General features: G+C 61.5%; 21 protein-coding genes. 7 read left to right on the top strand and 14 right to left on the bottom strand.

Annotation, left to right across the window (positions count from 1 at the left end):
- The first annotated feature begins 1,448 nt into the window (after positions 1–1,448).
- From RI103_RS15415 to rfaE1, 3 genes are read left to right on the top strand one after another with little or no spacing between them, the layout of a single operon-like run.
- Positions 1,449–1,667, top strand: coding sequence for a hypothetical protein (locus RI103_RS15415; RefSeq protein ID WP_310812803.1), 219 nt, complete (start codon positions 1,449–1,451; stop codon positions 1,665–1,667).
- Complete coding sequence (locus tag RI103_RS15410) at positions 1,664–2,812, top strand: glycosyltransferase family 9 protein (RefSeq protein WP_310812802.1); 1,149 nt, start codon at positions 1,664–1,666, stop codon at positions 2,810–2,812. The genes RI103_RS15415 and RI103_RS15410 overlap by 4 nt, the downstream gene beginning before the upstream one ends.
- Positions 2,775–3,836 carry a D-glycero-beta-D-manno-heptose-7-phosphate kinase gene (gene rfaE1 / locus RI103_RS15405; protein WP_310812801.1) on the top strand — a complete coding sequence of 354 codons (1,062 nt, stop codon included), beginning with the start codon at positions 2,775–2,777 and terminating at the stop codon, positions 3,834–3,836. The genes RI103_RS15410 and rfaE1 overlap by 38 nt, the downstream gene beginning before the upstream one ends.
- Before the next feature lie 244 nt (positions 3,837–4,080).
- On the opposite strand, the gene RI103_RS15400 is transcribed toward rfaE1, so the two are convergent.
- The 11 genes from RI103_RS15400 to RI103_RS15350 all read right to left on the bottom strand — a co-directional run bounded on the left by RI103_RS15400 (position 4,081) and on the right by RI103_RS15350 (position 18,157).
- Entirely contained in the window at positions 4,081–5,214 is a 1,134-nt protein-coding gene (locus RI103_RS15400; RefSeq protein WP_310812800.1) for an AGE family epimerase/isomerase, read from the bottom strand.
- A 165-nt stretch (positions 5,215–5,379) separates the two neighbouring features.
- Positions 5,380–6,609 (bottom strand): glycosyltransferase family 1 protein, encoded by a 1,230-nt coding sequence (locus tag RI103_RS15395; RefSeq protein ID WP_310812799.1) that lies wholly within the window; start codon positions 6,607–6,609, stop codon positions 5,380–5,382.
- Between the two features lie 159 nt (positions 6,610–6,768).
- Positions 6,769–7,632 carry a sugar transferase gene (locus RI103_RS15390; RefSeq protein ID WP_310815249.1) on the bottom strand — a complete coding sequence of 288 codons (864 nt, stop codon included), beginning with the start codon at positions 7,630–7,632 and terminating at the stop codon, positions 6,769–6,771.
- Between the two features lie 1,061 nt (positions 7,633–8,693).
- On the bottom strand, positions 8,694–9,428 hold the full coding sequence (locus RI103_RS15385) for an ABC transporter ATP-binding protein (RefSeq protein WP_310812798.1): 735 nt from the start codon (positions 9,426–9,428) through the stop codon (positions 8,694–8,696).
- 28 nt (positions 9,429–9,456) lie between these two features.
- A complete protein-coding gene (locus RI103_RS15380) occupies positions 9,457–11,400 on the bottom strand; it encodes a branched-chain amino acid ABC transporter ATP-binding protein/permease (RefSeq protein ID WP_310812797.1) in 1,944 nt (647 codons plus the stop codon).
- Between the two features lie 8 nt (positions 11,401–11,408).
- A complete protein-coding gene (locus RI103_RS15375; RefSeq protein ID WP_168792830.1) occupies positions 11,409–12,284 on the bottom strand; it encodes a branched-chain amino acid ABC transporter permease in 876 nt (291 codons plus the stop codon).
- Positions 12,285–12,402: 118 nt separating this feature from the next.
- Positions 12,403–13,620 (bottom strand): ABC transporter substrate-binding protein, encoded by a 1,218-nt coding sequence (locus RI103_RS15370; protein WP_310812796.1) that lies wholly within the window; start codon positions 13,618–13,620, stop codon positions 12,403–12,405.
- 224 nt (positions 13,621–13,844) lie between these two features.
- A complete protein-coding gene (galE, locus tag RI103_RS15365) occupies positions 13,845–14,867 on the bottom strand; it encodes a UDP-glucose 4-epimerase GalE (RefSeq protein WP_310812795.1) in 1,023 nt (340 codons plus the stop codon).
- 12 nt (positions 14,868–14,879) lie between these two features.
- Positions 14,880–16,028, bottom strand: coding sequence for a glycosyltransferase family 4 protein (locus RI103_RS15360; protein ID WP_310812794.1), 1,149 nt, complete (start codon positions 16,026–16,028; stop codon positions 14,880–14,882).
- A 39-nt stretch (positions 16,029–16,067) separates the two neighbouring features.
- Complete coding sequence (locus RI103_RS15355; RefSeq protein WP_310812793.1) at positions 16,068–16,898, bottom strand: glycosyltransferase; 831 nt, start codon at positions 16,896–16,898, stop codon at positions 16,068–16,070.
- On the bottom strand, positions 16,895–18,157 hold the full coding sequence (locus RI103_RS15350) for an oligosaccharide flippase family protein (protein WP_310815248.1): 1,263 nt from the start codon (positions 18,155–18,157) through the stop codon (positions 16,895–16,897). Before RI103_RS15350 ends, RI103_RS15355 begins: the two co-directional genes overlap by 4 nt.
- 292 nt (positions 18,158–18,449) lie before the next feature.
- Between RI103_RS15350 and RI103_RS15345 the strand changes: the two genes are divergently transcribed.
- From RI103_RS15345 to waaA, 4 genes are all read left to right on the top strand, one after another.
- A complete protein-coding gene (locus RI103_RS15345; RefSeq protein ID WP_310812792.1) occupies positions 18,450–19,844 on the top strand; it encodes a phosphomannomutase/phosphoglucomutase in 1,395 nt (464 codons plus the stop codon).
- 243 nt (positions 19,845–20,087) lie between these two features.
- Positions 20,088–21,089, top strand: coding sequence for a lipopolysaccharide heptosyltransferase I (gene waaC, locus RI103_RS15340; RefSeq protein ID WP_310812791.1), 1,002 nt, complete (start codon positions 20,088–20,090; stop codon positions 21,087–21,089).
- A 49-nt stretch (positions 21,090–21,138) separates the two neighbouring features.
- Positions 21,139–22,023: a Kdo hydroxylase family protein gene (locus RI103_RS15335; protein ID WP_310812790.1), complete on the top strand. Its 885-nt coding sequence runs from the start codon at positions 21,139–21,141 to the stop codon at positions 22,021–22,023.
- Between the two features lie 67 nt (positions 22,024–22,090).
- Positions 22,091–23,410: a lipid IV(A) 3-deoxy-D-manno-octulosonic acid transferase gene (waaA, locus tag RI103_RS15330; protein ID WP_310812789.1), complete on the top strand. Its 1,320-nt coding sequence runs from the start codon at positions 22,091–22,093 to the stop codon at positions 23,408–23,410.
- 36 nt (positions 23,411–23,446) lie between these two features.
- Here waaA and ureG read toward each other — a convergent pair whose 3' ends face one another.
- The 3 genes from ureG to ureE are packed head-to-tail and all read right to left on the bottom strand — an operon-like array spanning position 23,447 to position 25,474.
- Complete coding sequence (ureG, locus tag RI103_RS15325; RefSeq protein WP_310812788.1) at positions 23,447–24,100, bottom strand: urease accessory protein UreG; 654 nt, start codon at positions 24,098–24,100, stop codon at positions 23,447–23,449.
- Positions 24,101–24,111: 11 nt separating this feature from the next.
- Positions 24,112–24,792, bottom strand: a complete 681-nt coding sequence (locus RI103_RS15320; protein WP_310815247.1) for an urease accessory UreF family protein — start codon at positions 24,790–24,792, stop codon at positions 24,112–24,114.
- Positions 24,779–25,474 (bottom strand): urease accessory protein UreE, encoded by a 696-nt coding sequence (gene ureE, locus RI103_RS15315; RefSeq protein WP_310812787.1) that lies wholly within the window; start codon positions 25,472–25,474, stop codon positions 24,779–24,781. The genes RI103_RS15320 and ureE overlap by 14 nt, the downstream gene beginning before the upstream one ends.
- Position 25,475: the final 1 nt, after the last annotated feature.

The raw sequence follows: 25,475 nt of genomic DNA, 5'->3' as shown, positions 1-25,475 counted from the left end.
GCTTCGCCAATTACTGGTCCCGCTTCGGCATGGCGTTGGAGACCGATCCCAAAAGTCGCCCTCCCGCGCGCCGCAACTTCCTGACGATTTCGGAGATCTCGTCGTCGCCTGGCATGCCAGAGCAAAGCCCCACGGCACGGGCGCCCCCGCGTGGGGGCGACGATCGCGTAGTCGGTCACCATTGGGAAAGGCGGAGTGTCGACTGGTACGAGATCGAACTGCTCCCTCAGCTGCTCAACTACTTGCTTGAAGTCATGCATTGTCAGAAGCTCTGACAGATTGGCCGGATAGGCGCCGCAAGAAATAAAGCAGAGGCCGCGAACCTCGCAATGGCCATAAATACCAACGGTGTCTCCAGATCCGGTCTCGCAACAGATCAAGCATGTCGCGCAACGAAAAGCTTCTCTCTTCCCTACATGCGCGAGACGATCCGAAATTGAAAATATGCGTGTTCAAGAGCGCCGTCTCCAAGATTCGGGGTAGCAAACTTCTCGATGGAGCGACATGTTTCGCTGCGTCGATTACTGGACACCTGCCCCGGGTACGCGTTGGGCCGCAATTGATACACGGGTTCACATTGGTTCGACAAATCGGCGAATCGACGACTCGGACTTAATGTCGTTGCCTGGTCCGCCACTCGCCGATTAGTCACAGCGGCGTCCACTCGACGCGACTTTTGAGCAAGTGTGATATGAATAGCTCCTTTGTCACATCGGAGTCTGTGGTTTAGCGCACGTTGCGCTGCGCTGATGCGGTATAGATAGGCGAACTCCCAACAGACGGGGCCCACTGTTTGTTTGGCAAACAGTGGTGTGGTAGGACTGGTTACAGTTGCACTAACAGGTGCTATGAAGCTCCGTCCGATATAGATTACGAAAAGCCTTCAAAAATTGCTGTAATGGCAATATGATTCAGTGGGCCCCCGATCGATGCCGGATTCAAGTCGTGTCGCCTCGCCCGAATCCTGATGGAGCGGTGTCGCAATGATCCGCACAAGCGCGAAGACAGATAAGTACACTCGCGCAGCCCCGGTGTCCGCCGCAGAACAAATCTACGAATTGGAAATAAGAAGTACTTCGGATATCGGCAGACTTTGCTGCGCGAGTCGTTCTGCGGCAAAACCTTTTCTGTCACGGGCGCCTGCATTCACCCAGACATTCGAACGTTCGGCGCCGCACAGACACCGTACGGTTCAGCACGGATCATGCAGTTGCATCATTGGCCATTGCAGACTTTCGGCGCTCGACGCCGCCGATTGTTGAGATCTTCTGCTCCGGAGTGTGACTCCTCGAAGCTATCGTCGGATCCGTCGTCTGGACTGAAGCATTGCGTTCGGATGGCAGCGGCGGCAAACCGGGAACGGTGCCTGGCGAGGTCACAACCAGCTCAGAGGAAGCCACCGTCAATGCATAAGCGCGGGATCAGCGAACAACGCTACAGCGGCAACCTTGGGCAGCCTGGATGACCTGATCCAGCGCGGCGCCTGTCAGATCATCCAGCAGACGATCGAGGCTGAATTGGCGACACTGCTCCAACAGTACGACAACGTGAAGACCCGCGGTGATAGGCGCGCGGTCGTCACGCCTATCGCACCCGGGCCGGGGAAGGTGTGTAACCGCTCGGCTTCTGGCTCGACGTTCAACTCGATGTTGCTGGACCTGAAATGAAAAATGAGCGCGGACAGAACCTTCTCAAGCGCGTCGACCTTATTGTCGGCGGCATATTCCTGTACATGTTGGGGGCGCTTCGCAAAAAGCGGCGCCTGCCGGCTGAATGCACGACGGCAGGCATTTTTGCTTTCGCTGCAATCGGCGACTCGATCTTGTCGTCGATAATTATTTCCGAGTTGAGGAAAATAAAAAAGATTTCCAGAGTGGTGGTATTTGCATCAAGAAGCAACGCGCGCATCTACGATTTGTTCGAAGGTCTCGACGAAATTGTGGTAGTCCCTTTGACCAGCCCGTTGAATGCCCTCAGGGAAATAAAGAAATACGACGTTGACGTCTTGATCGATACTTCGCAGTGGCCGAGAATTTCGGCCATATTGGCGGCTTTTGCCAGGTCGAAATTTACAATTGGCTTCAAGACCAGGAATCAGTTCCGCCATTATGCTTATGACGCCAGCGTTGAGCATCGCGATGGCGTTCATGAGCTGGATAATTTCCGAACACTATTGCGCCCTCTAGGCATTGAGTCGGTGGAATATCCGAAAATAACCAAGGCTATTCGTCCTTCCCGTTCGCCGTTCGTCATTGACGACAAATATGTTGTTTTTCACCCGTGGGCCTCCGGAACAAATTTCGCCATGCGCGAATGGCCGGTGGAGTACTGGCGCGATCTAGCACGTATATTGATTGATAGCGGGTACACCATTGTCATAACGGGCGGTCCAGAAGACGCCGCGCGGGCTCAACAATTGGTCGAGCTTATCGGCAACAGGAACGTCATAAGCGTAGCAGCCAAGGTGAGCTTAACCGAGGTGGTCGAAATAGTCAGGCAGGCAGAGTGCATTGTTTGTGTGAATACCGGAATCATGCATTTGTCCGCAATGCTGGATACCCCAATGATCAGCTTGCATGGCCCGACGAATCCGTTTCGGTGGGGCCCTGTCAACAAAGAGCGCGGAGTCGTCGCGGTGTCCAGGCGAGAAGGCGGAATGTTTCTGAACCTCGGATTTGAATATCCCAGAAACGCAACGTACGTGATGGAAAAAATAAGCGTCGCGTCGGTCACCGACGTCTTGAGTGAAGTTCATTCGATCAATCTAGGCTGCCATGACAAGAAACCCGCCGGTGAAGCTTTCGCCTCCTGATTTCGATTGCGCTCAATTAATGATCGTAGGCGACGTGATGCTCGATTGGTACTGGCACGGCTCGACCTCCCGAATCTCGCCGGAGGCGCCCGTTCCCGTCGTCCATGTACAAGCTGAAGAATCGCGTGTCGGCGGGGCGGGAAACGTTGCGCTGAACGCGGCGGCGCTGGGAGCCCGTGTTCGTCTCATCGGCCTGGCCGGGCAGGACGCGCACGCCGACCGGATCGAGGAGTTGCTGCGCGAAGGCGGTGTCGACTGTTTTCTCCAACGCGTCGCGGGCAGCAAGACGATCACGAAGCTGCGCATTCTCTCTCGTCATCAGCAGATGATCAGAGCGGACTTTGAAGACCATTTCCCGGCGCGGAATGGTGACGAATTGATATTCACCTTTGAGCGGCAGTTGAGCGAAGTTGATGTCGTGGTCTTGTCCGATTACGCAAAAGGGTCACTGCACGATTCAAAAAACCTGATCGCCGCCGCTCGGCGTGCGGGGAAACCCGTCATCGTCGATCCGAAAGGAACGGATTTCGAGCGCTATCGCGGGGCCACTGTCATTACGCCCAACCTTTCCGAGTTCGAAGCTGTCGTCGGGCGGTGCGAGAGTGACGCGACCATCGAACGAAAGGGCGCAGCCCTTTGTGACGAACTTGAACTCGATGCGGTGCTCGTCACCCGCAGTGAGAAGGGCATGACCTTGATTGCTCGCGGCCACGCCCCGTTGCATTTGCCGACCCGTGCGCGTGAGGTGTTCGATGTGACGGGGGCTGGGGACACCGTCGTCGCCACACTAAGCGCCGCGCTGGGTGCCGGCGTTCCGCTGGACGAAGCGGTCGTGCTTTCCAATGTTGCAGCGGGCATCGTGGTTGCGAAATTGGGGACCGCGACGGTCCGCCGGCCGGAACTTCAACAGGCACTACAGCATGATCTGCATTCCGCACGTCGCGGAAACATTCTCGCGCGAATTTCGCTGCTACCCTGGCGAGCGAAACGACGCTCTGAAAAGCCGAGTGGTGTGAGCGCCTGATCTGGCGGTTCCGTGAGCGGCACGTGGAAGACTTTCACTCTGTGGGCACATTGTGCCGGGCAGAGTACAGACTTTGGCACCGCGTTGCGATTTCGCTGCTCAAGCGCAACGCCAGTCACACCGTCACGGTGGTGTGGAGCACTTTGAAAAAGATCACACCGGACACGGCAATTCTGTCGCCGTTGAATTGGCAGAACGATGGCTACGTACTCGCCGAGCGGGCCTTGATCCTTTCAGACTGCAATCAAGCCGCAGCAATGATGCTGGCAACGCGAGCTTCAGCGGGTAGCGCCGCGTAGGCGGTGGCGAGATGATAGGGCGTAGTCGACGGCATGTCGGCGCGCGATACATCGCCCGCCGCCGTCTTGCATTCGAACCAGCCTTGCGCGTGCAGAAACCGCTGGCTGAAGCGCTCGATTTGCCCGGGCAACATCGCGCGGGCCACGTCATCGTCGCGCGTGGCGAGTGCGCGCAGATATTCGCTTTGCGCCCAGATCCGCTGAGTGGCGTCCTTTACCTGGCCCGCTTCGTCGAGCGAAGCGCACACACCGCCCGTGAGCGGATCCACGCCGTGTTGCTGAGCAAACCCAAACGCGCGCGAGAGCGCGTCGTCGAGCCCCGATCCGTTCAGCAGCGCGCCCGCGCGCCTGACCAGCCAGAACCATTCGAACTGATGGCCGGGCTCCAGACGGTTGTCGTCGACACCCAACGGCAGCTCCGCGATGCAGCCTGTCGGCGCATGCACGAAGGTGCGTTCGATGGCGTCGGCCAGCTTACGCAATGCGGAATCGAATGCGCTGTCCTGAGTCGCCTCGCGCGCGGCGAGCCAGGCTTCGGTGAGATGCATCAACGGGTTTTGCACTGGCGTGCCGGTTACCGTCGAGAAATCCGCGTCGAGCGCTGCGTTGAACAGTCCATGTTGCGCGGCGAAACGCGCTTCGATCAGCGCCGACGTGCTATGGACGAGGTCGAGTGCGTCGCGATTGCCGAAACGTGCGGCATATTCAGCACACGCGAAGACCAGGAACGCGTGCGTGTAGAGATCCTTCGTCGTATCGAGTGGCGTACCTTGTGCGTCAACGCTGTAGAACCAGCCGCCGTGCTGCTTGTCCTGGAAGTAGTGCAGCAGAGCCTCGAACAGCACATGGGCATGGGCTGCTTCGCCGGCTTGCGAGAAGACGAACAACTGCCGCGCGCACGCCATCGCGCGATAGCGTTCGACTGGCATCGGAAGGTGGCCCGCGTCAGCGCTGACGGCCTCGTAGGGCAGATGCATTGCCGTATTGAAACCCGGCCCGCGCCAGACCGGCAGGACGACACGAGCGAAGTGATCGCGTAGCGTGGCGGCAAGGGCGATCGTGGAGCGGGGCGTATTCATGCTGCGAATCTCCTTCGACAGGATGGCAAAAAGGCGCGGTGGGTTTTATCGCAGCAAGATTCGCGGAGGAAAGTCGTTCGATATGCGCAGTACCGGCTATGCGCGCCTGCGCGGCAGGCTCATAGAATCTCGCATACAGGCCAACTGCGCCCTGCCGCGATCCACCTAAACGCGCGATGCTGTGGTCTGAACCGACCGAGCCGCTTCGCCCGCGAGTTCACGCTCCAGAACCTCGAGCAATTGATGTGCAGACCGCTCCCACCGGAACCCACGAGCATGGTCCCTTCCGCGTGCGCGCCAGGTTTCGCGCACCGCGGCGTCCTCCATCATCTGCGTCACCTTGTCGACGATGTCTTCGACCGAATGCGCGTCACAGTACAGCGCAGCATCGCCGCATACCTCCGGAAGCGAAGCTTCACGTGACACGATGACAGGACATCCACAAGACATCGCTTCAAGCGGCGGCAATCCGAAGCCCTCATATAGCGAGGGAAACAGAAAGCAGGCTGCATTTTCATACAGCGCTCTCAATTCGCCATCCGATACGAATCCCGCCGGGATGATGTTTTTCGACAGGTCGAAACCTACCTTCGCTTGTGGATTGAAGACTCGCAAATCGCATCCGCCAACGACAACAAACTTCCAGTCGTGACGGTCGCTCAGACGCTCCATGGCGGCAAGTATGCGTGGAAGGTTCTTTCCCACCGAGAGATTTCCGACAGTGAGTACGTAGCCATCGTTCTGCAGATTCAACCGTGACAGAATCGCCGCGTCCGGTGCGATCTTTTCAAAGTGGTCCACACCATTCAGGACCACCGAAATGCGCGACGCGTCGATGCCAAGGCGCGCCATGATTCGTGTCTTTGAGAATTCCGACACCGTAACGATGTGACTGGCGTTGCGCTTGAGCAGCGAGAACGCAACGCGGTACCAGAGTCTGTACTTCCACGAGTAATTTTGCGGCAGGTCGTAGATCGCAACGTCATGCATCATCACGACTTGCCGACGAACGAACAAAGGGCCCATATTGCAAAGACTGAGAAGCGTTCGGCCGCCAATCGCGAATGGCAGCGCCAGTTGCTCCCACAGAGAACCCTTTAACCACCGGCCGATCATTTTTGCTTTCGGCAAGGCAACGTCAGTTCGCGCGTTCGCGGGAATCAACAACGGCAGGTCGGCTTCTTCAGAAAACAGGCGTTGGAACGCCATCGCCAGTTCATAACCGACACGTTGCACGCCTGTTATGCGTTGAGATGCAAACTTGCCATTGATTGCAAACCCGGTAGAGGAACTCCGCCACTGGGAGTCTCGCGCCGAGCTGGCGTCGGCTGGCAACGCAGTTTGAGGCGGGGCCTCTTCCCGGCGCACGCCGGACTGCTCCGCTAACTGTTTCATCAGATATCGCTCCGGTATGCCCAGTCGATGTGAGCATCGAGAATGGGCTGCCGGCCAGCACAAACGTCCACCGGCCTGCTTTTCATCTGAAGTTGGCGAAACGGGACGTTCGCGCGGATGAGAGAAGGTATACGTCGCTGCGCCACGAGTGCGTGCTGTTCAATACGCCCCGCTTCCTTCGAAGACCACTTTGAATGTCCTCAGCAGAATGCTGATATCGAGCAGGGTCGAACGTTCCTTCACATAAGAGACGTCCAGGGCGACTCGCGTCGCGTAGTCGACATTGTTTCGTCCACTGACTTGCCACAACCCCGTCAAGCCGGGTCTGACCGACAGATAGTATTGGGCGTCGGCGCCATACCGTTCCAGTTCCTTGGTAACGATGGGTCGAGGGCCCACGAGGCTCATGTCGCCGCGCAGGACATTCCAGAGTTGAGGCAGTTCATCAAGACTCGTCTTGCGCAGAAACCGGCCGACCGCCGTGATGCGCACATCGTTCTTGAGCTTGAAATCGCGATTCCATTCCTCACGTGCATTGGCATCGGTGGCAAGGAGTTCGGCGAGAACGACCTCGGCCTTCGGCACCATCGAGCGGAACTTCAAACAGCGAAACGGTCGTCCGCCTTTTCCAACGCGTGGATGCCCAAAGAAAGCCGACCCGCCGTCACGCAGTACAAGGCAACCCACCACGAGGAAAATCGGCAGCAACACAAGGAGTAACGCCGATGCGCCGAAAATGTCAAAAACGCGTTTCGTGAAGTCGGCTTTCCCTGTCGGAATGTCAGGGTCGTTTGCCGCCGACAACGTATGGCAAGCTACCGGACTTGCGGCTGTGTCCGCTGACACGTCCGAAGAAAAGGATTCCTCACCGCGGCTGAATTCCGAAACGCTATCCATATGTGAAGCTGAAAAGCCGCGGCCGCCCAATTCAGGCTGGTCGGCGTGCGAACGGCCTTCGTAGCGGATATCGAAAGGATTGACGTCCTTTGACACTGATTCCGATACCTTGCCGACTAAAGCCATCGCTGCCCCCGGTTCAAAGTTCGTTGACGAATACATCAGTGTTTCGGCATTGCAAGTCGTACCGGTTATTTCAATCATTGAGGCAGGGCGCCTGACGGATCAGACAAAGACATGCCATCAGACGATTACGGCGGACAACTGAGATAGGACAACAGAGATATAGCAATATAATTGCCAGGAATTACCTCTTATAATTAAGAAGTAAATCTCAAAAGACTAAATCAAGCACTCTTCACATGAGCCGAAGGGCGCGCGCATAGCGACATGCGAAGCATCGCATTCCCCGGCAACATAAATCCTGATTGTTTCAATCGAAGTATAGCTTTTAAGTTCGGCGTTTCTTCGCGGACAAGTCGTAAAGTCACGATGTCTTGGCCGACCCGGAAAGGCGTGCCAATCAGTACGGCAATACAATAGACTGGTACCGTTGGCAGTGCGGAAATGTTATTCGTTATCAATGTCCCAATTCTCACAGCCGAAGCCGGATGCTATAGATAAACCGATTTGGCCTGGCAACTGCCACTCGCAATTTCCGCATTGATCCACAATGGCGATCAATGCGATAAATACGTATCTGTTCCGTCTCGGCCGAGCATGTTAAGACGTAGAGTATCTGTACGAATGTCGCTACTCCGTTCGGTACAGCACACAAAGCTCGGTTAGGGCACGCGTCAATCAACGCGTTCATGTGTATGATGAAAGCGGCTTTGCCGCGCAGACGCCGGGCATCATTGAAATGACGGTGGCGTGTCGTCGCGTTGCGTGTTCGTTTCCGGATTGCAGGCAAACCTGCAGCGAGAATTCCGTTGGCTTGAGTATGCTGGCTAAATCCGCCAGAAGAGTGTTCGATCTCGCACGGAATACGCCAATTCAGTCATGCAGTCGAAAGGAAAGGTTGAAGACGAGTTACCGGCACAAGCCGCCATGACGTGAGATCCACCAGTCGCCACGCCGATCTGATTGTCGAATTCAACGTGCGGTTCGCAGCGGCGAAGCTCGACCGCAGTCTGGCGAACTATGCCTTCGGCAGACACGCAGTCCGCGCAAGAGCAGTGTGCGCGTCAGTGACTCGCACCCAGATATGCCGCCTTCACCGAGGGATCGTTGCGCAATTCCGCCGCGGGACCATGCGCCGCGATTCTGCCGTTCTCCAGCACATAGCCATAATCGGCCACATTGAGTGCCGCAGCCGCGAACTGTTCGACCAGCAACATGGTGACGCCTTGGCTTTTCAGATTCCCGATGATGCGAAACACCTCTTCGACGAGAATGGGCGCGAGCCCCATCGACGGTTCGTCGAGCAGCACCAGATCCGGATTCATCATGATCGCGCGCGCCATGGCCAGCATCTGCTGCTCGCCGCCGGAAAGCGTGCCGGCCAGTTGATGACGCCGCTCCTTGAGCCGCGGAAACATCTCGATCGCGCGCTCCAGATCGGCTTTCACGTCGCCGCGCGGGCGCGCCGATGTCAGACGCGGGAACGCGCCGAGCATCAGGTTGTCGGTCACGCTCATGGTCGCGAACACGCGTCGGCCTTCCGGCGAATGCGCGAGTCCGAGCCGCGCAATGCGGTGCGATTCCAGCGCGTCGATGCGCTTCGCGTCGGCGCCGATGCCCATCGTGATCTCACCGGCACTCGGCCGGATCATGCCGGAGATCGCGCGCATCGTCGTCGTCTTGCCTGCGCCGTTCGAGCCGATCAGCGTAACGACCGACGCTTTCGGTACATCGATTGAAATGCCGTGCAGCACTTTGACCTTGCCGTAGCCCGCGTGCAGATTTCTGATCGATAGCATGTCTGTTCCTGTAGGGCGCTGGGTCATTTCACGCCGCTTGACCGGCAGGCTGGCCGCCGAGATAGGCTTCGATGACTTTTTCGTTAGACTGAATATCGGCAGGCTTCCCTTCGGCGATTTTCTGCCCGAAATCCAGCACCGACACCCGGTCGCACACGCTCATCACCACGTCCATGTGATGCTCGATCAGCACGACGGTAATGCCGTGATCGCGGACCTTGCGAATGATCGCGACCAGTTCCTTGATATCCGGCGAGGTGAGCCCCGCGGCGGGTTCGTCGAGCAGCAGCAGTTGCGGATCGAGTGCGAGCGCCCGCGCGATTTCCAGAAGCCGTTGTTTGCCGTACGGCAGGTTGCGGGCTTCTTCGGCGGCGACGTTGTCCAGACCGACGAACCGCAGCATGCCGAATGCGCGCTCACGGGCGGCGCGTTCCTCGCGTCGATAACGCGACGACATCAGCCCGACGTCCGCGAGATTCGCGTTGAAGGTGTGATGTAAGCCGACCAATACATTCTCGATCGCGGTCATTTCGCCGAATAGCTGCACGTTCTGGAACGTTCGCGCGATACCGGACAGCGCAATCTGCGCGGAGGTCTTGCCCGCGAGCGACGCGCCGCGATAGTCGAGCGTGCCGGCGGTCGGCACATAGATGCCGGTCAGCACGTTCATCATCGTGCTCTTGCCCGATCCGTTCGGGCCGATCAGTCCGTGAATCGTGCCGCGCCGCACGGTCAGATCGACGTTGTTGAGTGCCTTCAGTCCGCTGAACTGCATCAGAATGCCGCGCAATTGCAGAATGTCTTCCGAGCCGCCGCCCGCCTGCACGGCCTGAATCGCATCGCGACCGATCGTCGCTGGTTTCGTGGTGTCGACGGTGATCGTGCGGCCCCGGCCATGCATCACGATCTTGCGCACGAACCCGACCACGCCGTCCTGCAGGTAATACACCACCAGCAGAATCATCAGCCCGAAGATCGTCAGCCGCCAGTCGGCGAGCGTGTCGATCCGATAGGAAAACGCGGCGAGACCCACCGTGCCTAAAACCGGAATCGCGACCTTGCGCGGCGTGGACACCTTGCGCGCCAGCGCAACGCCCGCGCCGATCACGACGACCGCCGCCAGCACCGAGGCGACGGTGCGGAACATGTCGATGTCGTCGAGCAGTTTGGGCAGCAGCACGATGATCGCCGAGCCGAGCAGCGCGCCGGTGCGGGTCTTGCGGCCGCCCATGATGATCGCGAGCAGGAACAGGATGGTGAGTTCGAAGTTATACGTATTCGGCGAGATGTACTGTTCCGAATACGAATAGAGGCAGCCGGCCAGTCCGGCGAACCCCGCGCTGATCACGAACGCGTAGACCTTGTAGCGGTACACGGACACACCCATGCAGTCCGACGCGATCGGACTGTCGCGCAGCGCCTCGAACGCGCGGCCCAAGTGCGATCTGAGCACGCGGTGCACGACGATCAGCGAGGCGACCAGCAGCGCCGCGACGAGCCAGTAGTACTCGACCTCGTTCATCGGCCGCCCGCCGATCGACGGCTTCGGGATCTTCACGCCCATCGGCCCGTTGGTCAGAAAATCCATCTCGTTGATGAGAATCTGGATGATCGTACCGAACGCGAGCGTCACCATCGCGAGGTAGGGACCGGACACGCGCAGGGCCGGCAGCGCGAGAATTGCGCCGAAGCCCGCGGTGATGAGAATCGCCAGCGGCGCGGTGACGATGAACGGCATGCCGAGCTTGAAGAACAGCACGCCGGCCGTGTAGGCGCCGACGCCGAACAACCCGGCATGCCCGAGCGACACCTGCCCGGTATAGCCGACCACGATGTCGAGACCGAAGAGCAGGATCGCGTAGATCATGATCGTCTCGAGCAGATGGATGTAATACGGGTTCCCCGACAGCACGGGAAACACCGCGAGCGCGATCAGCGCCAATGCGGACGCAATGAGCTTCTTGGGATTCACGGCGGTCCTCACACTTTCTTGATCGACGTCTTGCCGAACAGGCCGGCAGGTTTCAACGCGAGCACGATCAGCAGCAGCACGAGCCCGGGGACGTCCTTGTAGCCGGTGGAAATGTAGAAGCCGGTCGTGGTCTCCGCGATCCCGAGAATCACGCCGCCCACCACGATGCCGAGCCCGCTCGACAGTCCACCGATAATCGCCACCGCGAACGCCTTGAGCCCGAGCACGGCGCCCATCGTCGCGCCGGTGAGCGTGAGCGGCGCGATCAGCACGCCGGCAAAAGCCGCGGTCAGCGAAGACAGCGCATACGAAAACGTGATGACAAGGCCGGTGTTGATGCCCATCAGCGCCGCGGCGTCGCGGTCGTTCGCGGTCGCCACCACCGCCTTGCCGAAGATCGTCTTGCGATTGAAGAACTCGACCGCCAGCATCATGACGAGGGCGCCGCCGACCACCAGCAATTCCATCGGCAGCACATTGGCGCCGAATACTTTCAGCGGTGCTTCCGGCAGCGGGGAGGGGAAGCGCAGATCGTCGCGGCCCCAGAGGTTCTCCGCGACGTTCTTGAAGATAATGCCGAGCGCGATCGTCGACATGATCCAGCCGAATTCGGATTTGATCTTGATCGCCGGCCGCACGCCGATCCGTTCGACAAACGCGCCTTGCAGCAGACCGAACACGCAGACGAGCGGAATCATCAGCCAGTAATTGACGCCGAGCGTGACGAGCGTGAGGCCGACCAGCGCGCCGAGCATCAGCGCGTCGCCCTGGCCGAAGTTCAGCGTGCCGGACGTGGCGAACGTGAGTTGATAGCCGAATGCGATCACGGCATAGATCATGCCGAGTGCAATGCCGCTATAGATGAGCTGCAGAAGAATGGCCATCGTCGACCGCCTTGGGGTTCACCGGATATGAAGCAAAGCCGCGCCCGCCTTGAGGCGGGTGCGGCTTCGTAGCATGCCGCCGCGCTTGCTTCGCGCGTATGCCGCGTTTATTTCGCGCTCAGTTCGAGGAGCTTGCCTGCTTGATGCGCAACTGGCTGCCGCCTTTCTTGTCGGCTTCGTACGCGTAGACCACGCGGCCGCCCTTGACCTCGCCGACCACCGGCACGTTGGGGCTGATCGCTTCGTGGTCGTCGTGCGTGAACGGCTTGTCGTAGACCATCACGACGCCTTCCACCTTGGTGTTGAGGCTTTCGAGCGCGGCGCGCACTTTCGGGCCATCGGTCGAGCCGGCCTGGGTGATCGCGGCGGCCAGCAGATAGACCGAGTCGTAGCCTTGCGCGGCGGACACCGGCGAGTCGATGCGGTTGTTCTTCGGCTTGAATTCCTTCAGGTACGCGTCGATGAAGGCTTTGCGCCTCGGCGTGTTCGCTTCCTGAATGAAGGTCTGCGGCATGCGCGCGCCTTCGCCGTTGGTGCTCGCGTTGTCGATGTAGTTCGCCATCGACAGGGTCCAGCTGCCGATCAGCGGCACCTTCCAGCCGAGCTTGGCCATGCCGTTGGCGATCTGCGCGAGTTCCGGTCCGATCCCGTACGTCAGCACCGCTTCCGCGCCGGCCTCTTTGGCCTTGAGCAGCTGCGCGGTCATGTCGACGTCCTTGATATTGAATTTCTCGACGGCGACGGGTTTCACGCCTTTGGCGGCGAGCGCTTTTTCGAGGTCTTCGCGGCCGAGCTGACCGTAGTTGGTCGAGTCGGCGAGAATCGCGACCTTCTTGAAGCCGCGCTTGGTCACAGCCTCTTCGACGATCATCGGTGCCTGGATGCGGTCCGCGGCGGCATTGCGGAACACGTAGTTATCCGGCTGGTCGGTGAACTGCTTCGTCACGATACTGCCCGTGGCGACGTTGTTGAAGACCGGAATCTTCGCTTCCTGGAAGAAGCGCTGCGAGGCGAGCGCGACGCCGGTGTTGATGTAGCCCACCACCGCCACGACTTTTTCCTTGTTGATCAGCTCTTGCGCGATCTGCACGCCGCGTTCGTTTTTCGCTTCGTCGTCGCGCTCGACCAGCACGATCTGGCGCCCCAGCACGCCACCGGCCTTATTGATCTCGGCGGTCGCGAGGCGCACGCCGTCGCGCATGCTCACGCCCATCGAAGACGAGCCACCGGTGAAAGGTCCGTCGACGCCGATCTTGATCGGGTCGGCCGCGTAGCTGGTATTGACGAGGGCACAAAGCGCGAGCGCACCCACGACGCTCTTCAGGCGAATTCCCATGACTGTCTCCGTAGCATGTCTGTTCTTGCACGAAGCCTCGAGGCGGGCTCACGCGCGCCGATGCGGACGTTCTTAGGAAGCCTGACCGTCAATCGGTAAGTCAGTATAGAAATCGTAAAGTATTAGTAATATGCGTAATTACCCGCTTGGTGCAATCCCGCAATCGACGGCGGCGAAGCTCCTGCCTGGCGACTCCTTCGCGCCGCCGTCGAGCTTCGTTCAACTCAGGCGAATCCTTGCGGATTCGTGGACTGCCAGCGCCAGTGATCCGCGCACATCCGCTCGATGCCGAACTGCGCGTGCCAGCCGATGATCTTCTCGGCCGCGGCCGGATCGGCGAAACACGAGGCGACGTCGCCGGGGCGGCGCGCCACGATTTCATACGGCACCGGCCGGCCGGCGGCCTTCTCGAATGCCTTGACCACATCGATCACGCTATAGCCTTGGCCCGTGCCGAGGTTCACCACGAAGCTGGCGTCGCGCTTGACCAGGGCGTCGAGCGCGGCCAGGTGTCCGCGCGCCAGATCGACGACGTGGATATAGTCGCGCACGCCGGTGCCGTCGGGCGTGTCGTAGTCGCCGCCGAACACGCGCAGCTTCTCCAGCTTGCCGACCGCCACCTGCGCGACATACGGCATCAGGTTGTTCGGAATGCCGGCGGGATCTTCGCCGATCAGGCCGCTTTCGTGCGCGCCGACCGGATTGAAGTAGCGCAGTGTGGCAATGCGCCACGACGGATCGGCCACTTCCAGATCGCGCAATACCTGTTCGGCGATCAGCTTGGACTGGCCGTAGGGATTGGTGGCCGACAGCGGGAATGATTCGTCGATCGGCGAGCTCTTCGGCACGCCGTAGACCGTGGCCGACGAACTGAACACGAACTGCTTGACGTTACGCTCGCGCATCACGCCGAGCAGGGTCAGCAGGCTGCCGACGTTGTTGCTGTAGTACTCGATCGGCTTGGCCACCGACTCGCCCACCGCCTTCAGCGCGGCAAAGTGAATCGCGCCCGTGATCGGATGGGCGTCGAAAATACGGTTGAGGGCAGCTTCGTCGCGCGCGTCGGCTTCGTAGAAAGTCACCGCCTTGCCGGCGATTTTTTCCACGCGCCGCAGCGATTCGCGGTTGCTGTTCACGAGATTGTCGATTACCACGACGTCGTAACCGCCGTTCAGCAGTTCGACACAGGTGTGCGAGCCGATAAAGCCCGCGCCGCCCGTTACCAGAATCGTGCCCTTCGTGGTCATGCTGTTGCTCCGTTAAAGTAAAACGCCCGTCATTTTCTGCACCAGGTCCTTATACGTTTCGACGACCACGCGTTCGTCGAATTCTTCCGCGACTTTCTTCCGGCCGCGTTCAGCCATGGCCCGCCGTTCGGCGCCGCTCATGTCGAGCATGCGCGCCAGCGCGGCCGCGAGGCTTTCTGCACTGCGCACTTCGCACAGCAATCCGTTGACGCCGTCCGCCACCACCTCGCGGCAGCCCGGCACGTCGGTCGTGACGATCGGCCGGCCCATTGCGGAGGCTTCCATCAGCGTGCGCGGCACGCCTTCGCGATACGACGGCAGGACAACGCAATCCGCCTCGGCGATGAAAGGCCGCACGTCATGCGCCTCACCAAGATACTCGATGATGCCTTCCTGTTCCCACGCCGCCACTTCTTCGCGCGTAATCGCGCTGGGATTGTCGACGCCCACCGGACCGAGCAACTGGAACCGCGCGTGCGGGTAACGTTCACGCAAGCGCCGCGCGGCTTCGACATATTCGCCTACGCCCTTGTCCCACAAGAGCCGCCCGATCAGCACGAAGCGGAATTCCGCCCGTTCAGCCAGCGGCGTGAAGGCAAACTGCGCGAGGTCGACGCCTTCGCCATGCAACAACCTCGCGCGCTCAGGATGCACCAACAAATTCTGTTCAACAAACGCGGCCTGATCGTCGCGATTCAAAAACCATATTTCGCGCGGGAAACGAAACGCAAAACGATACAGTTTTTTCGCTACCTGAGCGGCGCGGCTCTGCTGGATGAACACGTAGCCCAATCCGGTTGTGACCGCAACCGACTGCACGCCCGCCAGCTTCGCGGCGATCGAGCCGTAGATATTCGGCTTGATCGTGTAATGGAACACCACGTGCGGGCGGATCGTCCGGTATTGCCGGTAGAGCGCGTACAGCGTGCGGAGGTCGTCGCGCGGACTGGTGCCTTTGGAGGCGACCGGCAATTCGATGCAGCGGCAGCCCATGGCGGTGAGCAGTTCGAACGTGCGGTCGCGTGGCGCGAGCACCGTCACGTCGACGCCGCGTCCGACCAGCGTACGGATCAGCCCTTGCCGATAGGTATAGATTGCCCAGGCGGTGTTACAGACGAGTGTAATGCGCAACGCGGGCGTCGACTTCAAGGCAGGCTTCATGCGGGAACGAACTCGGCGGTGAATGGGGTGGTGAGTGATTTAGTGGCTCGCGCGCGGCGTGAGCAGGCTGCGCTTGATCCGTTGCAGCGCGCGGTAAGGCGTCACGAGATGCAACAGATTTTTGCCGAGGCCGAGCCAGTCGTACACATTGGCGACGTTGAAGTAGCGCAGTTGCAGCCGCAGCGTCGAACTCACCTGGCGGCGCCGTTTGGTCGCGCTGATGCCGCCTTCGTTCAGTTCGTAGTAGAGCCCGAGCTCCGGCAGGTTTGCGCAGTCGTAGCGCTCCATCAGACGCACGAAGAGATCGAGATCTTCGGCGGAGCGATACTCGGCGCGGTAATTGCCGACCGCGCGCACGGCGTCGATGCGCAGCATCATCGAAGGATGCGCGAGGCATGAGCGGAAAAACCGCAAGCGGCGGATCGCGTCCGGTGCGGCGGGCGGCGTCAGCATGAAGAGCGGCTTGCCTTCGCGGGTGACGACTTGCGTCCACATGCCGAGGCCGGCCACGCGTGGATGCAATTCCATGAACACGCGTTGCCTGGCGAGCCGCTGCGGCACGCTGCGGTCGCCCGCGTCGATGCGCGCCGCGTAGCGAAAGCCGCGCTGCGCAAGAGCATCAATGCCGGTTTGCAACGCGCGTTCGATCCCGCCGTTGCGCGCCATGCGCAGCACTTCGATCTTCATATTGGCGATAGCCGGCGCGACGATCGGCGGCATGCTGCCGTCGTCGACGATCAGGACGTGCACCGGCGCGCTTTCGCTGAACGACGCGAGCGTGAGGTCGACATCGGCCTGGCCGTTGTAGGCGGGAAGCAGTACCGCGACGTCGTCGAGGGTGATTTGCGCGGTGGCGGGTGAGTTCGTCATGGGCGCAATTTGAAACGAATGTAGTAAAGATTGACCGACGCGGCCGCCAGATAGCCGGCCGCGAGGCCCACCAGCGCGCCGTTTGCGCCAAGCCGCGCAATGGCCAGCAGATTGACCGCGAACGCGACGGCGAGCGCCAGCAGCCACTTCGCGAGCAACACGAACTTGGCCTGATATTTGAGCACGATCAGATTGCCGATCGCTTCGATGCCCGCGGGTACGGACAGCCACACGGCCCAACGGAAGATCTCGATCGCGCCTTCGAACTGCGGCCCGAACACGCGGCGGATGATCAACCCGGCCAGCAGATCCAGCACGATCGCGCCCGCCACCATCAGCGCGGCGGTCATGGCGGTGAGCCGCCACATATTGCGGCGCAACTGGGTGGCGTCCTGCACGCGGTAGACGAAGGCGGGCGCGATGGTTTGCGCGAGCATCAGCGCGAGCGTGATCCAGTTCTCGTTCAGTTGCTGGGCGGCGGAATAGCGCCCGAGGTCGGCGAACGAAATCGTCCGTTCGAGCATCAGCCGGTCCAGTTTCAGGAACAGGTACATACAGATCAGGCCGAGCCAGAACACTGTGCCCGCGCTCGCGAAGTGCCTGAAGAGCGAACGGTCGAGATGCCAGCCGAGCTTGCTGCCATGCCGGCGCATGTAATAGATCAGCAAAACAGCGCCGATGGCCGCCGATTCGAGCGCCCACAGCCAGCCGAAGCGGGCGGGCGCGGCCGCCGCGCGCATCAGCAGATAGACCAGAGCGGCTTTCAGCACCGCGGTGCTCATGCTGGTGAGCAACTGTGGCTTGCTGTAGGTCATGCTTTGCAGCCACGCGTTGATCACGCCGACGAACGGTTCGCGAAACAGCATGGTCACGGCGAGGCCGGCGAGCATGGCGCCGACCAGCGGCTCGAAGAAGTGCAGGGCAATGCCGAGCCATGTGAGCAGCAAGGCCGCCGCCGACACGGAAATGCGCAACGCGAAGGCGCTGCCGAGCACGGTGCCGAGCTGCGCCGGCGGCCGGTTGACGATGGTGGGTACCAGGATTTCCGCGCCGCACACCCACGTAATGGGCGACAGCACCAGCAGCAGCGTGTTCGCGTACTGCCATTTGCCGAACGTGTCCGGCCCGAAGTAGCGCGCCAGCATGCCGCTGATCACGATTGCCACGCCGATCTGCGTGAGCCGTTCCAGCCCGAGCCAGACGATATTCGTGAAGGCGCGCGTGACGTCCGGATTGGCGAAGCGTTTGAGCGTCAGCATCCGCTGGCCGCTCGCCAGTGCGCTTGCGCTGAGCGTGCCTGTGGCGTCGTGAGCGCGAGCGGCACACATGAGCCGAGCGGCGCAGTGCGCGCGATTGCCCACCCAGCCGACTGTCGCGGCAACTTTACATTTGGAGGGCGTCTAAGCATTAGAATGGTGCTATAAGGCTGGTCCGAAAAGCGCAATTATAAGTTGGAACCGGATCGCTTCCGGCAAGGGCGCATCGCTGTGTTTTACCGATTCATCGGCGGTGCGTCGGTCAAAATTTTCCATTGCACGCAAGTGAGCCAACATGATCTCCAAAACTATCTTCAAGGCATATGACATTCGCGGTGTAATCGGCAAGACGCTCGACGCCGACGCAGCGCGTTCGATTGGCCGCGCGTTCGGCAGCGAAGTGCGGGCGCAAGGCGGCGACTCCGTGGTGGTCGCGCGTGACGGGCGCCTCTCGGGTCCCGAGCTGATCCAGGCATTGTCGGACGGCCTGCGTGCGGCCGGCGTCGACGTGGTCAACGTGGGCATGGTGCCCACACCGGTCGGCTATTTCGCGGCCAGCGTGCCGTTGCAGCTCGACGGTGGCGAGCGCCGCGTCGATTCGTGCATCGTCGTGACCGGTAGTCATAATCCGCCGGACTACAACGGCTTCAAGATGGTCCTGCGCGGCGCGGCCATTTACGGCGACCAGATTCTCGCGCTGCATCAGCGCATCGGCGACGAAAACTTCTCCGAAGGCAGCGGCACGTACACCGAGTACGACATCGCCGACGCCTATCTCGAGCGCATCGCCGGCGACATCAAGCTCGCGCGTCCCATCAAGATCGTGGTCGACACCGGCAACGGCGTGGCCGGCGGACTTGCGCCCAAGTTGTTCAGGAAGCTCGGCTGCGAGCTGGTCGAACTGTTCACCGAGATCGACGGCAACTTCCCGAACCATCACCCGGACCCGGCTCACCCGGAAAACCTGCAGGACGTGATTCGCGCGCTGAAGGAAACAGACGCGGAAATCGGCTTCGCCTTCGACGGCGACGGCGACCGCCTCGGCGTGGTGACCAAAGACGGCCAGATCATCTATCCGGACCGTCAGCTCATGCTGTTCGCTGAAGAAGTGCTGTCGCGCAACAAGGGCGCGCAGATCATTTACGACGTGAAATGCACGCGCAACCTTGCCAAGTGGGTGAAGGACAAGGGCGGCGAGCCGCTCATGTGGAAGACCGGCCACTCGCTCGTCAAGGCGAAGCTGCGCGAAACCGGCGCGCCGCTGGCCGGTGAAATGAGCGGCCACGTGTTCTTCAAGGATCGCTGGTACGGTTTCGACGACGGCCTGTACACCGGCGCGCGCCTGCTCGAAATCCTCACGCGTGTGGAAGACCCGAGCAAGCTCCTGAACTCGTTGCCGAACTCGAACTCCACGCCGGAATTGCAACTGAAGCTCGAAGAAGGCGAAAACTTTGAACTGATCGCACGCCTGCAGCAAAACGCGAAGTTCACCGGCGCGGACGACGTCGTGAAGATCGACGGTGTACGCGTCGAGTATCCGGACGGCTTCGGTCTTGCGCGTTCGTCGAACACCACGCCGGTGGTCGTGATGCGTTTCGAAGCCGATAGCGACGCGGCGCTCAAGCGCATCCAGGAAGACTTCCGCCGCGTGATCATGGCGGAGAAGCCGGACGCGAAGCTGCCGTTCTGAAGGCTGAAAACGGCGGCGCGGTTCGAAGGGAACCGGCGTCGTCGTCGAACGCGGCGCGGGTTTCTCTTACCGCGCCGCGTTTTTTTCATGCCATTTACATGCAACGCGCTAGAATTGCCGTCCTTATGAGAAAACGCCGGGCCGCCCCGGGTTGTCTCATCCCCGTCGGGGGCCTGGCTTGAAGCGACAGGTTCGGGGGCTCTCTCAACGCATCTTCGGGCCGGATAACCGGTTTTCCCACTCTTGAGCGTGCAAAAGATATTGATCGTGAGGGTGTCGTCATTAGGCGACGTCGTTCACAACATGCCGGTGATCGCCGACATCCGACGCCGCCATCCCGATGCCCAGATCGACTGGCTCGTCGAAGAAAGCTTCGTGGGGCTGGTGCAACTCGTGAGCGGCGTGCGGCGGGCGATTCCCGTGTCTCTGCGGCGCTGGCGCAAGCGTATTCTCTCGGTCGACAACTGGCGCGAGATCGGCGCCTTTCGGCGCGCGCTCGCCGCCGAACACTACGACCTCGTGATCGACTGCCAGGGGCTCATCAAGACCGCGTGGGTCGCGAGCATGGCGCGCGGGCCGGTGGTCGGCCTTGCGAATCGCACCGACGGCGCGGGCTTCGAATGGCCGGTGCGTTTCTTCTACGGCAAGCGCGTGCCGATCGAGCCGCGCACCCATGTGGTCGAGCGCACGCGCCAACTGGTGGCCGCGGCGCTGGACGACCCGGCGCCGCAACCCACCGACGACATCGACTTCGGCATCGACACCGGACGCGCCGCGCTGGCGTTGTCGGAGGCGAATCTGAATCTGCCGGTGCCGTATGTCGTGTTCGTGCACGCCACGTCGCGCGCCGACAAGCAGTGGCCTGACACCGCGTGGATCGAACTGGGGCAGTCGCTGGTGCGGCGCGGCGCGTCGATCGTGCTGCCGTGGGGCAGCGAGGACGAGCGCGCCACCAGCGAGCGTCTTGCCAGGGAATTCGGCGCCGCGGCCATCGTACCGCCGAAGCTCTCGTTGCCGGCGGTGGTCGGACTGATCGAAGGCGCGGCCGCGACTGTCGGAGTTGACACAGGTCTGGTTCACATCGCGGCGGCGCTGAAGCGACCGACGGTCGAGTTGTACAATTTTGCCACTGCGTGGCGCACTGGCGGCTACTGGTCGCCGAACGTCGTCAATCTCGGCACGGCCGGACAGCCACCCACGCTGCAACAGGTGAAGTCGGCACTCGCGGACTTCGGCCTGCTATGACCCGTCCGGGGCGCTTCGCCTTGCGCTCCAACCGTTTTCAAGGGCGACCATGAACGAAACCCAGATCATCGAAGTAGCGAACGCCGACTGGCACGGGCGCAATCTGTCCGTGCCGCGTGAGACGCTGCTCGCCGGCGTCGAACGCGGCAAAGTGCTGTATTTTCCCAATCTGCGCTTCGCGATCGAAGGCGGCGAACAGGCGCTGCTCGACCCCGCGCTCGCCGACCCGAACCGCAAGAACATCAGCCTCGAACCCAATGGCGGGGCGTTGCATGGCGTGGCTGGCGACGCCGTCACGCAATCCGCCGTGCGCGCGTTGATCGCGCGTTATCAGACCAATGCGCGCACGCTCGTCGACGGACTCTTTCCCGAATACAACGGCAGACTGCGCGTGGCGCCGACCAGCCTGCGGCTGCATCAGGTGGAAACGCGCGAGACGTCATGGCGTAAAGACGATAGCCGTCTGCATGTGGACGCCTTTCCTTCGCGGCCGAACTACGGCGAGCGCATTCTGCGTGTGTTTACCAACGTCAATCCGCATGGCGCGCCGCGCGTGTGGCGTGTCGGCGAACCGTTCGAGGACATGGCCAAACGCTTCCTGCCGCATATCAAGCCGCAGATGCCGGGCTCGGCGCGGCTGCTGAACCTGCTGCACGTGACCAAAACGCCGCGCAGCGAGTACGACCATCTGATGCTGCATTTGCACGACGGCATGAAGGCCGACCTCGATTATCAGAAGTCGAGCCCGCAGGAGACCATGCCGTTTCCGCCCGGCAGCGTCTGGGTGTGTTTCTCGGATCAGACCTCGCATGCGGTGATGTCCGGCCAGTTCATGCTGGAGCAGACTTTTTTCCTGCCGGTCAAGTCGATGGCACAGCCCGACTGCGCGCCGCTTGGAATTCTTGAGCGCCTGAAGGGCAGGGCGCTGGTTTGAGCGCCGCGCTCTATTTGCTGGTTTCGCACGACGCGTTGGCTTGTCCCGTCAGGCCGGCGGAGTGCCGATGCTGAGGGCGATCTATCACGCGCTCTGGTGGATCATCGCGCCGTTGGCGGTGTTGCGCCTGTTGATCCGCTCGCGCAAGGAACGCGGCTATCGCGAGCATATCGGCGAGCGGTTCGGTTACTCGCGCGGCCGGCTGCCCGAGGACGATGCACCGTTGATCTGGGTGCATGCGGTGTCGGTGGGCGAGACGCGCGCCGCGCAACCGCTGATCGACGCGCTGATGAAGGCGCGTCCCGACGCACGGATTCTGTTGACGCACATGACGCCGAGCGGGCGCGCCACCGGCGAGGAGATTTTCGGCGGCCGTGTCTTGCGCAGCTATCTGCCGTACGACACGCCGCACGCCGTGCGGCGGTTTTTGCGGGCATGGCGGCCGTCGCTCGGTCTGGTGATGGAAACCGAAGTGTGGCCGACGCTGATCGACGAATGCCGTCGCGCGGACGTGCCGCTGGTGCTGACCAATGCGCGGATGTCGGCGCGCTCGTATAAACGCGCGGCCAAGTTCGGCAATGCCACCAAGGATGTGTTTGGCGGCTTTGCGCGTGTGCTGGCGCAGAGTCCGTCGGATGCCGAGCGGCTGACCGCGCTCGGCGCGCGCAACACGGCGGTGCTCGGCAATCTGAAGTTCGACATGAGCACGCCGCCGGAACTGGCGGCGCGCGGGCATGCGTGGCGCGCGGCAATCGGCGCGCGTCCGGTGTGGGTCGCGGCGAGTACGCGCGAGGGCGAAGAGGAACTCGTGCTGCAGGCGTTCGCGGCGCTCGGTATCGACAACGCGCTGCTGATTCTGGTGCCGCGTCATCCGCAACGTTTCAACGAAGTGGCGGGGCTGGTCGAGAAGGCCGGGTTACGACTCGAGCGGCGTTCGACGTGGGCACCGGATGCCAAGGTGGCGTCGGCGGCGGCGACCGCGAGCGGTGGTGTGCCGCCTTTGCCTGCGCGCGTGAACGTGCTGCTGGGCGATTCGATGGGCGAACTGGGCGCGTACTATGCTGCTTCGGATCTGGCGTTCATCGGCGGCAGTTTGTTGCCCTTGGGTGGGCAGAATCTGATCGAGGCGTGTGCGGTCGGTGTGCCGGTGTTGATCGGACCACACGTTTTCAACTTCACACAGGCCACCGCGGATGCCGTGGCGGCGGGCGCCGCCGTGCAAGTGAAGGATCCGGCCGATCTGGCGCGGGCATTGCGCGAGTTGTTCGGCGACAAGGCCAGAAGACTGGCCATGAGCGGCGCGGCCTCGGCGTTCGCCGCGCGTCATCGCGGCGCGACGGTGCGGACCGTGGATGTGTTGATGGCGTTGTTGCCGGAATCGGAGTGAGGGAGTGGGCGCAAATGCGGCACGCGCGCCCGCGGCTCACACCTTCAGCAACCCCTTCGCCTCGATAAACTTCACCACTACATCCAGGCCGTCGAGCGCCTTCAGATTGCACATCACGAAGGGCCGCTCGCCGCGCATCTTCTTCGCATCCGACGCCATCACCTCGAGATTCGCGCCGACCATCGGTGCGAGGTCCGTCTTGTTGATCACCAGCAGATCGGACTTCGTAATGCCCGGGCCGCCTTTGCGCGGAATCTTCTCGCCGCCCGCCACGTCGATCACGTAGATCGTCAGGTCGGACAGTTCCGGGCTGAACGTCGCCGCGAGGTTGTCGCCGCCCGATTCGATGAACACGATATCCGCGTCAGGAAAACGCGTCAGCATGCGGTCGACGGCTTCGAGATTGATGGAAGCGTCCTCGCGAATCGCCGTATGCGGACAGCCGCCGGTTTCGACGCCCATGATCCGTTCGGCCGGCAACGCGCCCGCCACCGTCAACAGGCGCTGGTCTTCTTTCGTATAGATGTCGTTGGTGATGGCGACGAGGTCGTACTGTTCGCGCATCGCCTTGCAGAGCATTTCGAGCAGCGTGGTCTTGCCCGAGCCGACCGGGCCGCCGACGCCGACGCGCAGCGGCGGCAGTTTTTTCGTGCGGACAGACGAGTGGGCGGGATGCTGAGGTGCGTTCATGATGGTTCGTGTTATGAGCGAAAGAGCCGCGAATACTGCGACTCGTGACGCGCCGAGAGAATGCCGAGTTGCGGCGCTAAGGTGTTGATGTTTTCCGGCGACGTGGCCATGGCGCGCGTGACGGCGGCATCGATCGGCTCGCGCAAGGCGACGATGATGCGTTGCCCGGCGAGTTGTCCCAACGGCACGGCCTTCAACGCGGCGGCCGCCTGGTTTTCCACCCAGCTGAAGGCGTAGGCGGCGAGGGCGGCGTCGACGGCGGCGTCGTGCGCGTACGCGGCGAAGGCGAACGCCGTGGGTTGAGCGAGCGGCGTCATGGCGGCGAGCGTCGCGCGCCGCTCAGCATCGCCCCATTCCAGCGACACGCATAACTGCCGCAACGACCAGCCCATCTGCTCCGTTTCGCGGCGCAATTCCGCGGATTCACGGCTCGCCAGGAATTCGCTGTTGGCGTGTGCGAGGGCCGCGGCGTCATGCGCGCGCCAGCGTTCCATCTGATGCGCGAGGAACGGCAGTTCGCCATGCGCGAGCACGTCGGTCAAGCCGCTGGCGATCCAGTCGCGGGCGGAATCGGCATCGGTGATCAAATGCGCTTCGATGGCCGCTTCGAGACCCTGCGAGTAGCTGAAGGCGCCGATCGGCAGCGCCGGCGACGCAAGATGCAGCAGCGCCGTCAGTTCAGCGATGCGCATGATGATGGTGATGCCCGTGGCCGCACGATTCGTCGTGGACGTGATCGCCGTGATCGTGGTCATGATCGTGCGCATGCTCATGACCGTGGTCATGCCCGTGCGAATGCGAATGCCCTTGCACCGCGTGGCTATGCCCATGCTCATGGTCGTGACCTTGCTCATGCCCATGATGCTCACCGAACACCTGCTGCGCGAGCGCATAGTCTTCGGCAAACGTTTCGTCGTGACCATGCTTATGGCCGCCGCCATACGCACCGGACTCCGGCTGAAACGGCATCGAGACCTGATCGACCGTTGCGCCGATGCGCTTGAGCATGTCAGCCAGCACCGGATCGTATTCGAGCTTCAGATAATCCGCGCCGACTTCCACCGGTGTGTGGCGGTTGCCAAGGTGATAGGCGGCACGCGTCAGCGTCAACGCATCTTTCGCGCGCACGTAGAGCACCGTTTCCGGCGCGGCGACGACGCGTACGAGGCCACCGTCATCGGCGACCAATACATCGCCGTCGCGCAGCACGGTGCCGCGCGGCAGCAGCAGCGCGACTTCTTCGCCGCTATCGAGCCTGGCCGCGAGCCGGCTCTTGCGCCGGTCGTCGAACGCCAGTGTCAGCGTCGGCGCGCGCTTGACCAGCACGGGCGCGAGCTTCAGATGCGGCGCGATGAGTTTGTCGATGGTGCGCATG

The sequence above is a fragment of the Paraburkholderia sp. FT54 genome, assembly GCF_031585635.1.
Lineage (GTDB): Bacteria > Pseudomonadota > Gammaproteobacteria > Burkholderiales > Burkholderiaceae > Paraburkholderia.
Note: the sequence above shows the minus strand (reverse complement) of the source record. Positions and strands in the feature narration are given on the sequence as shown.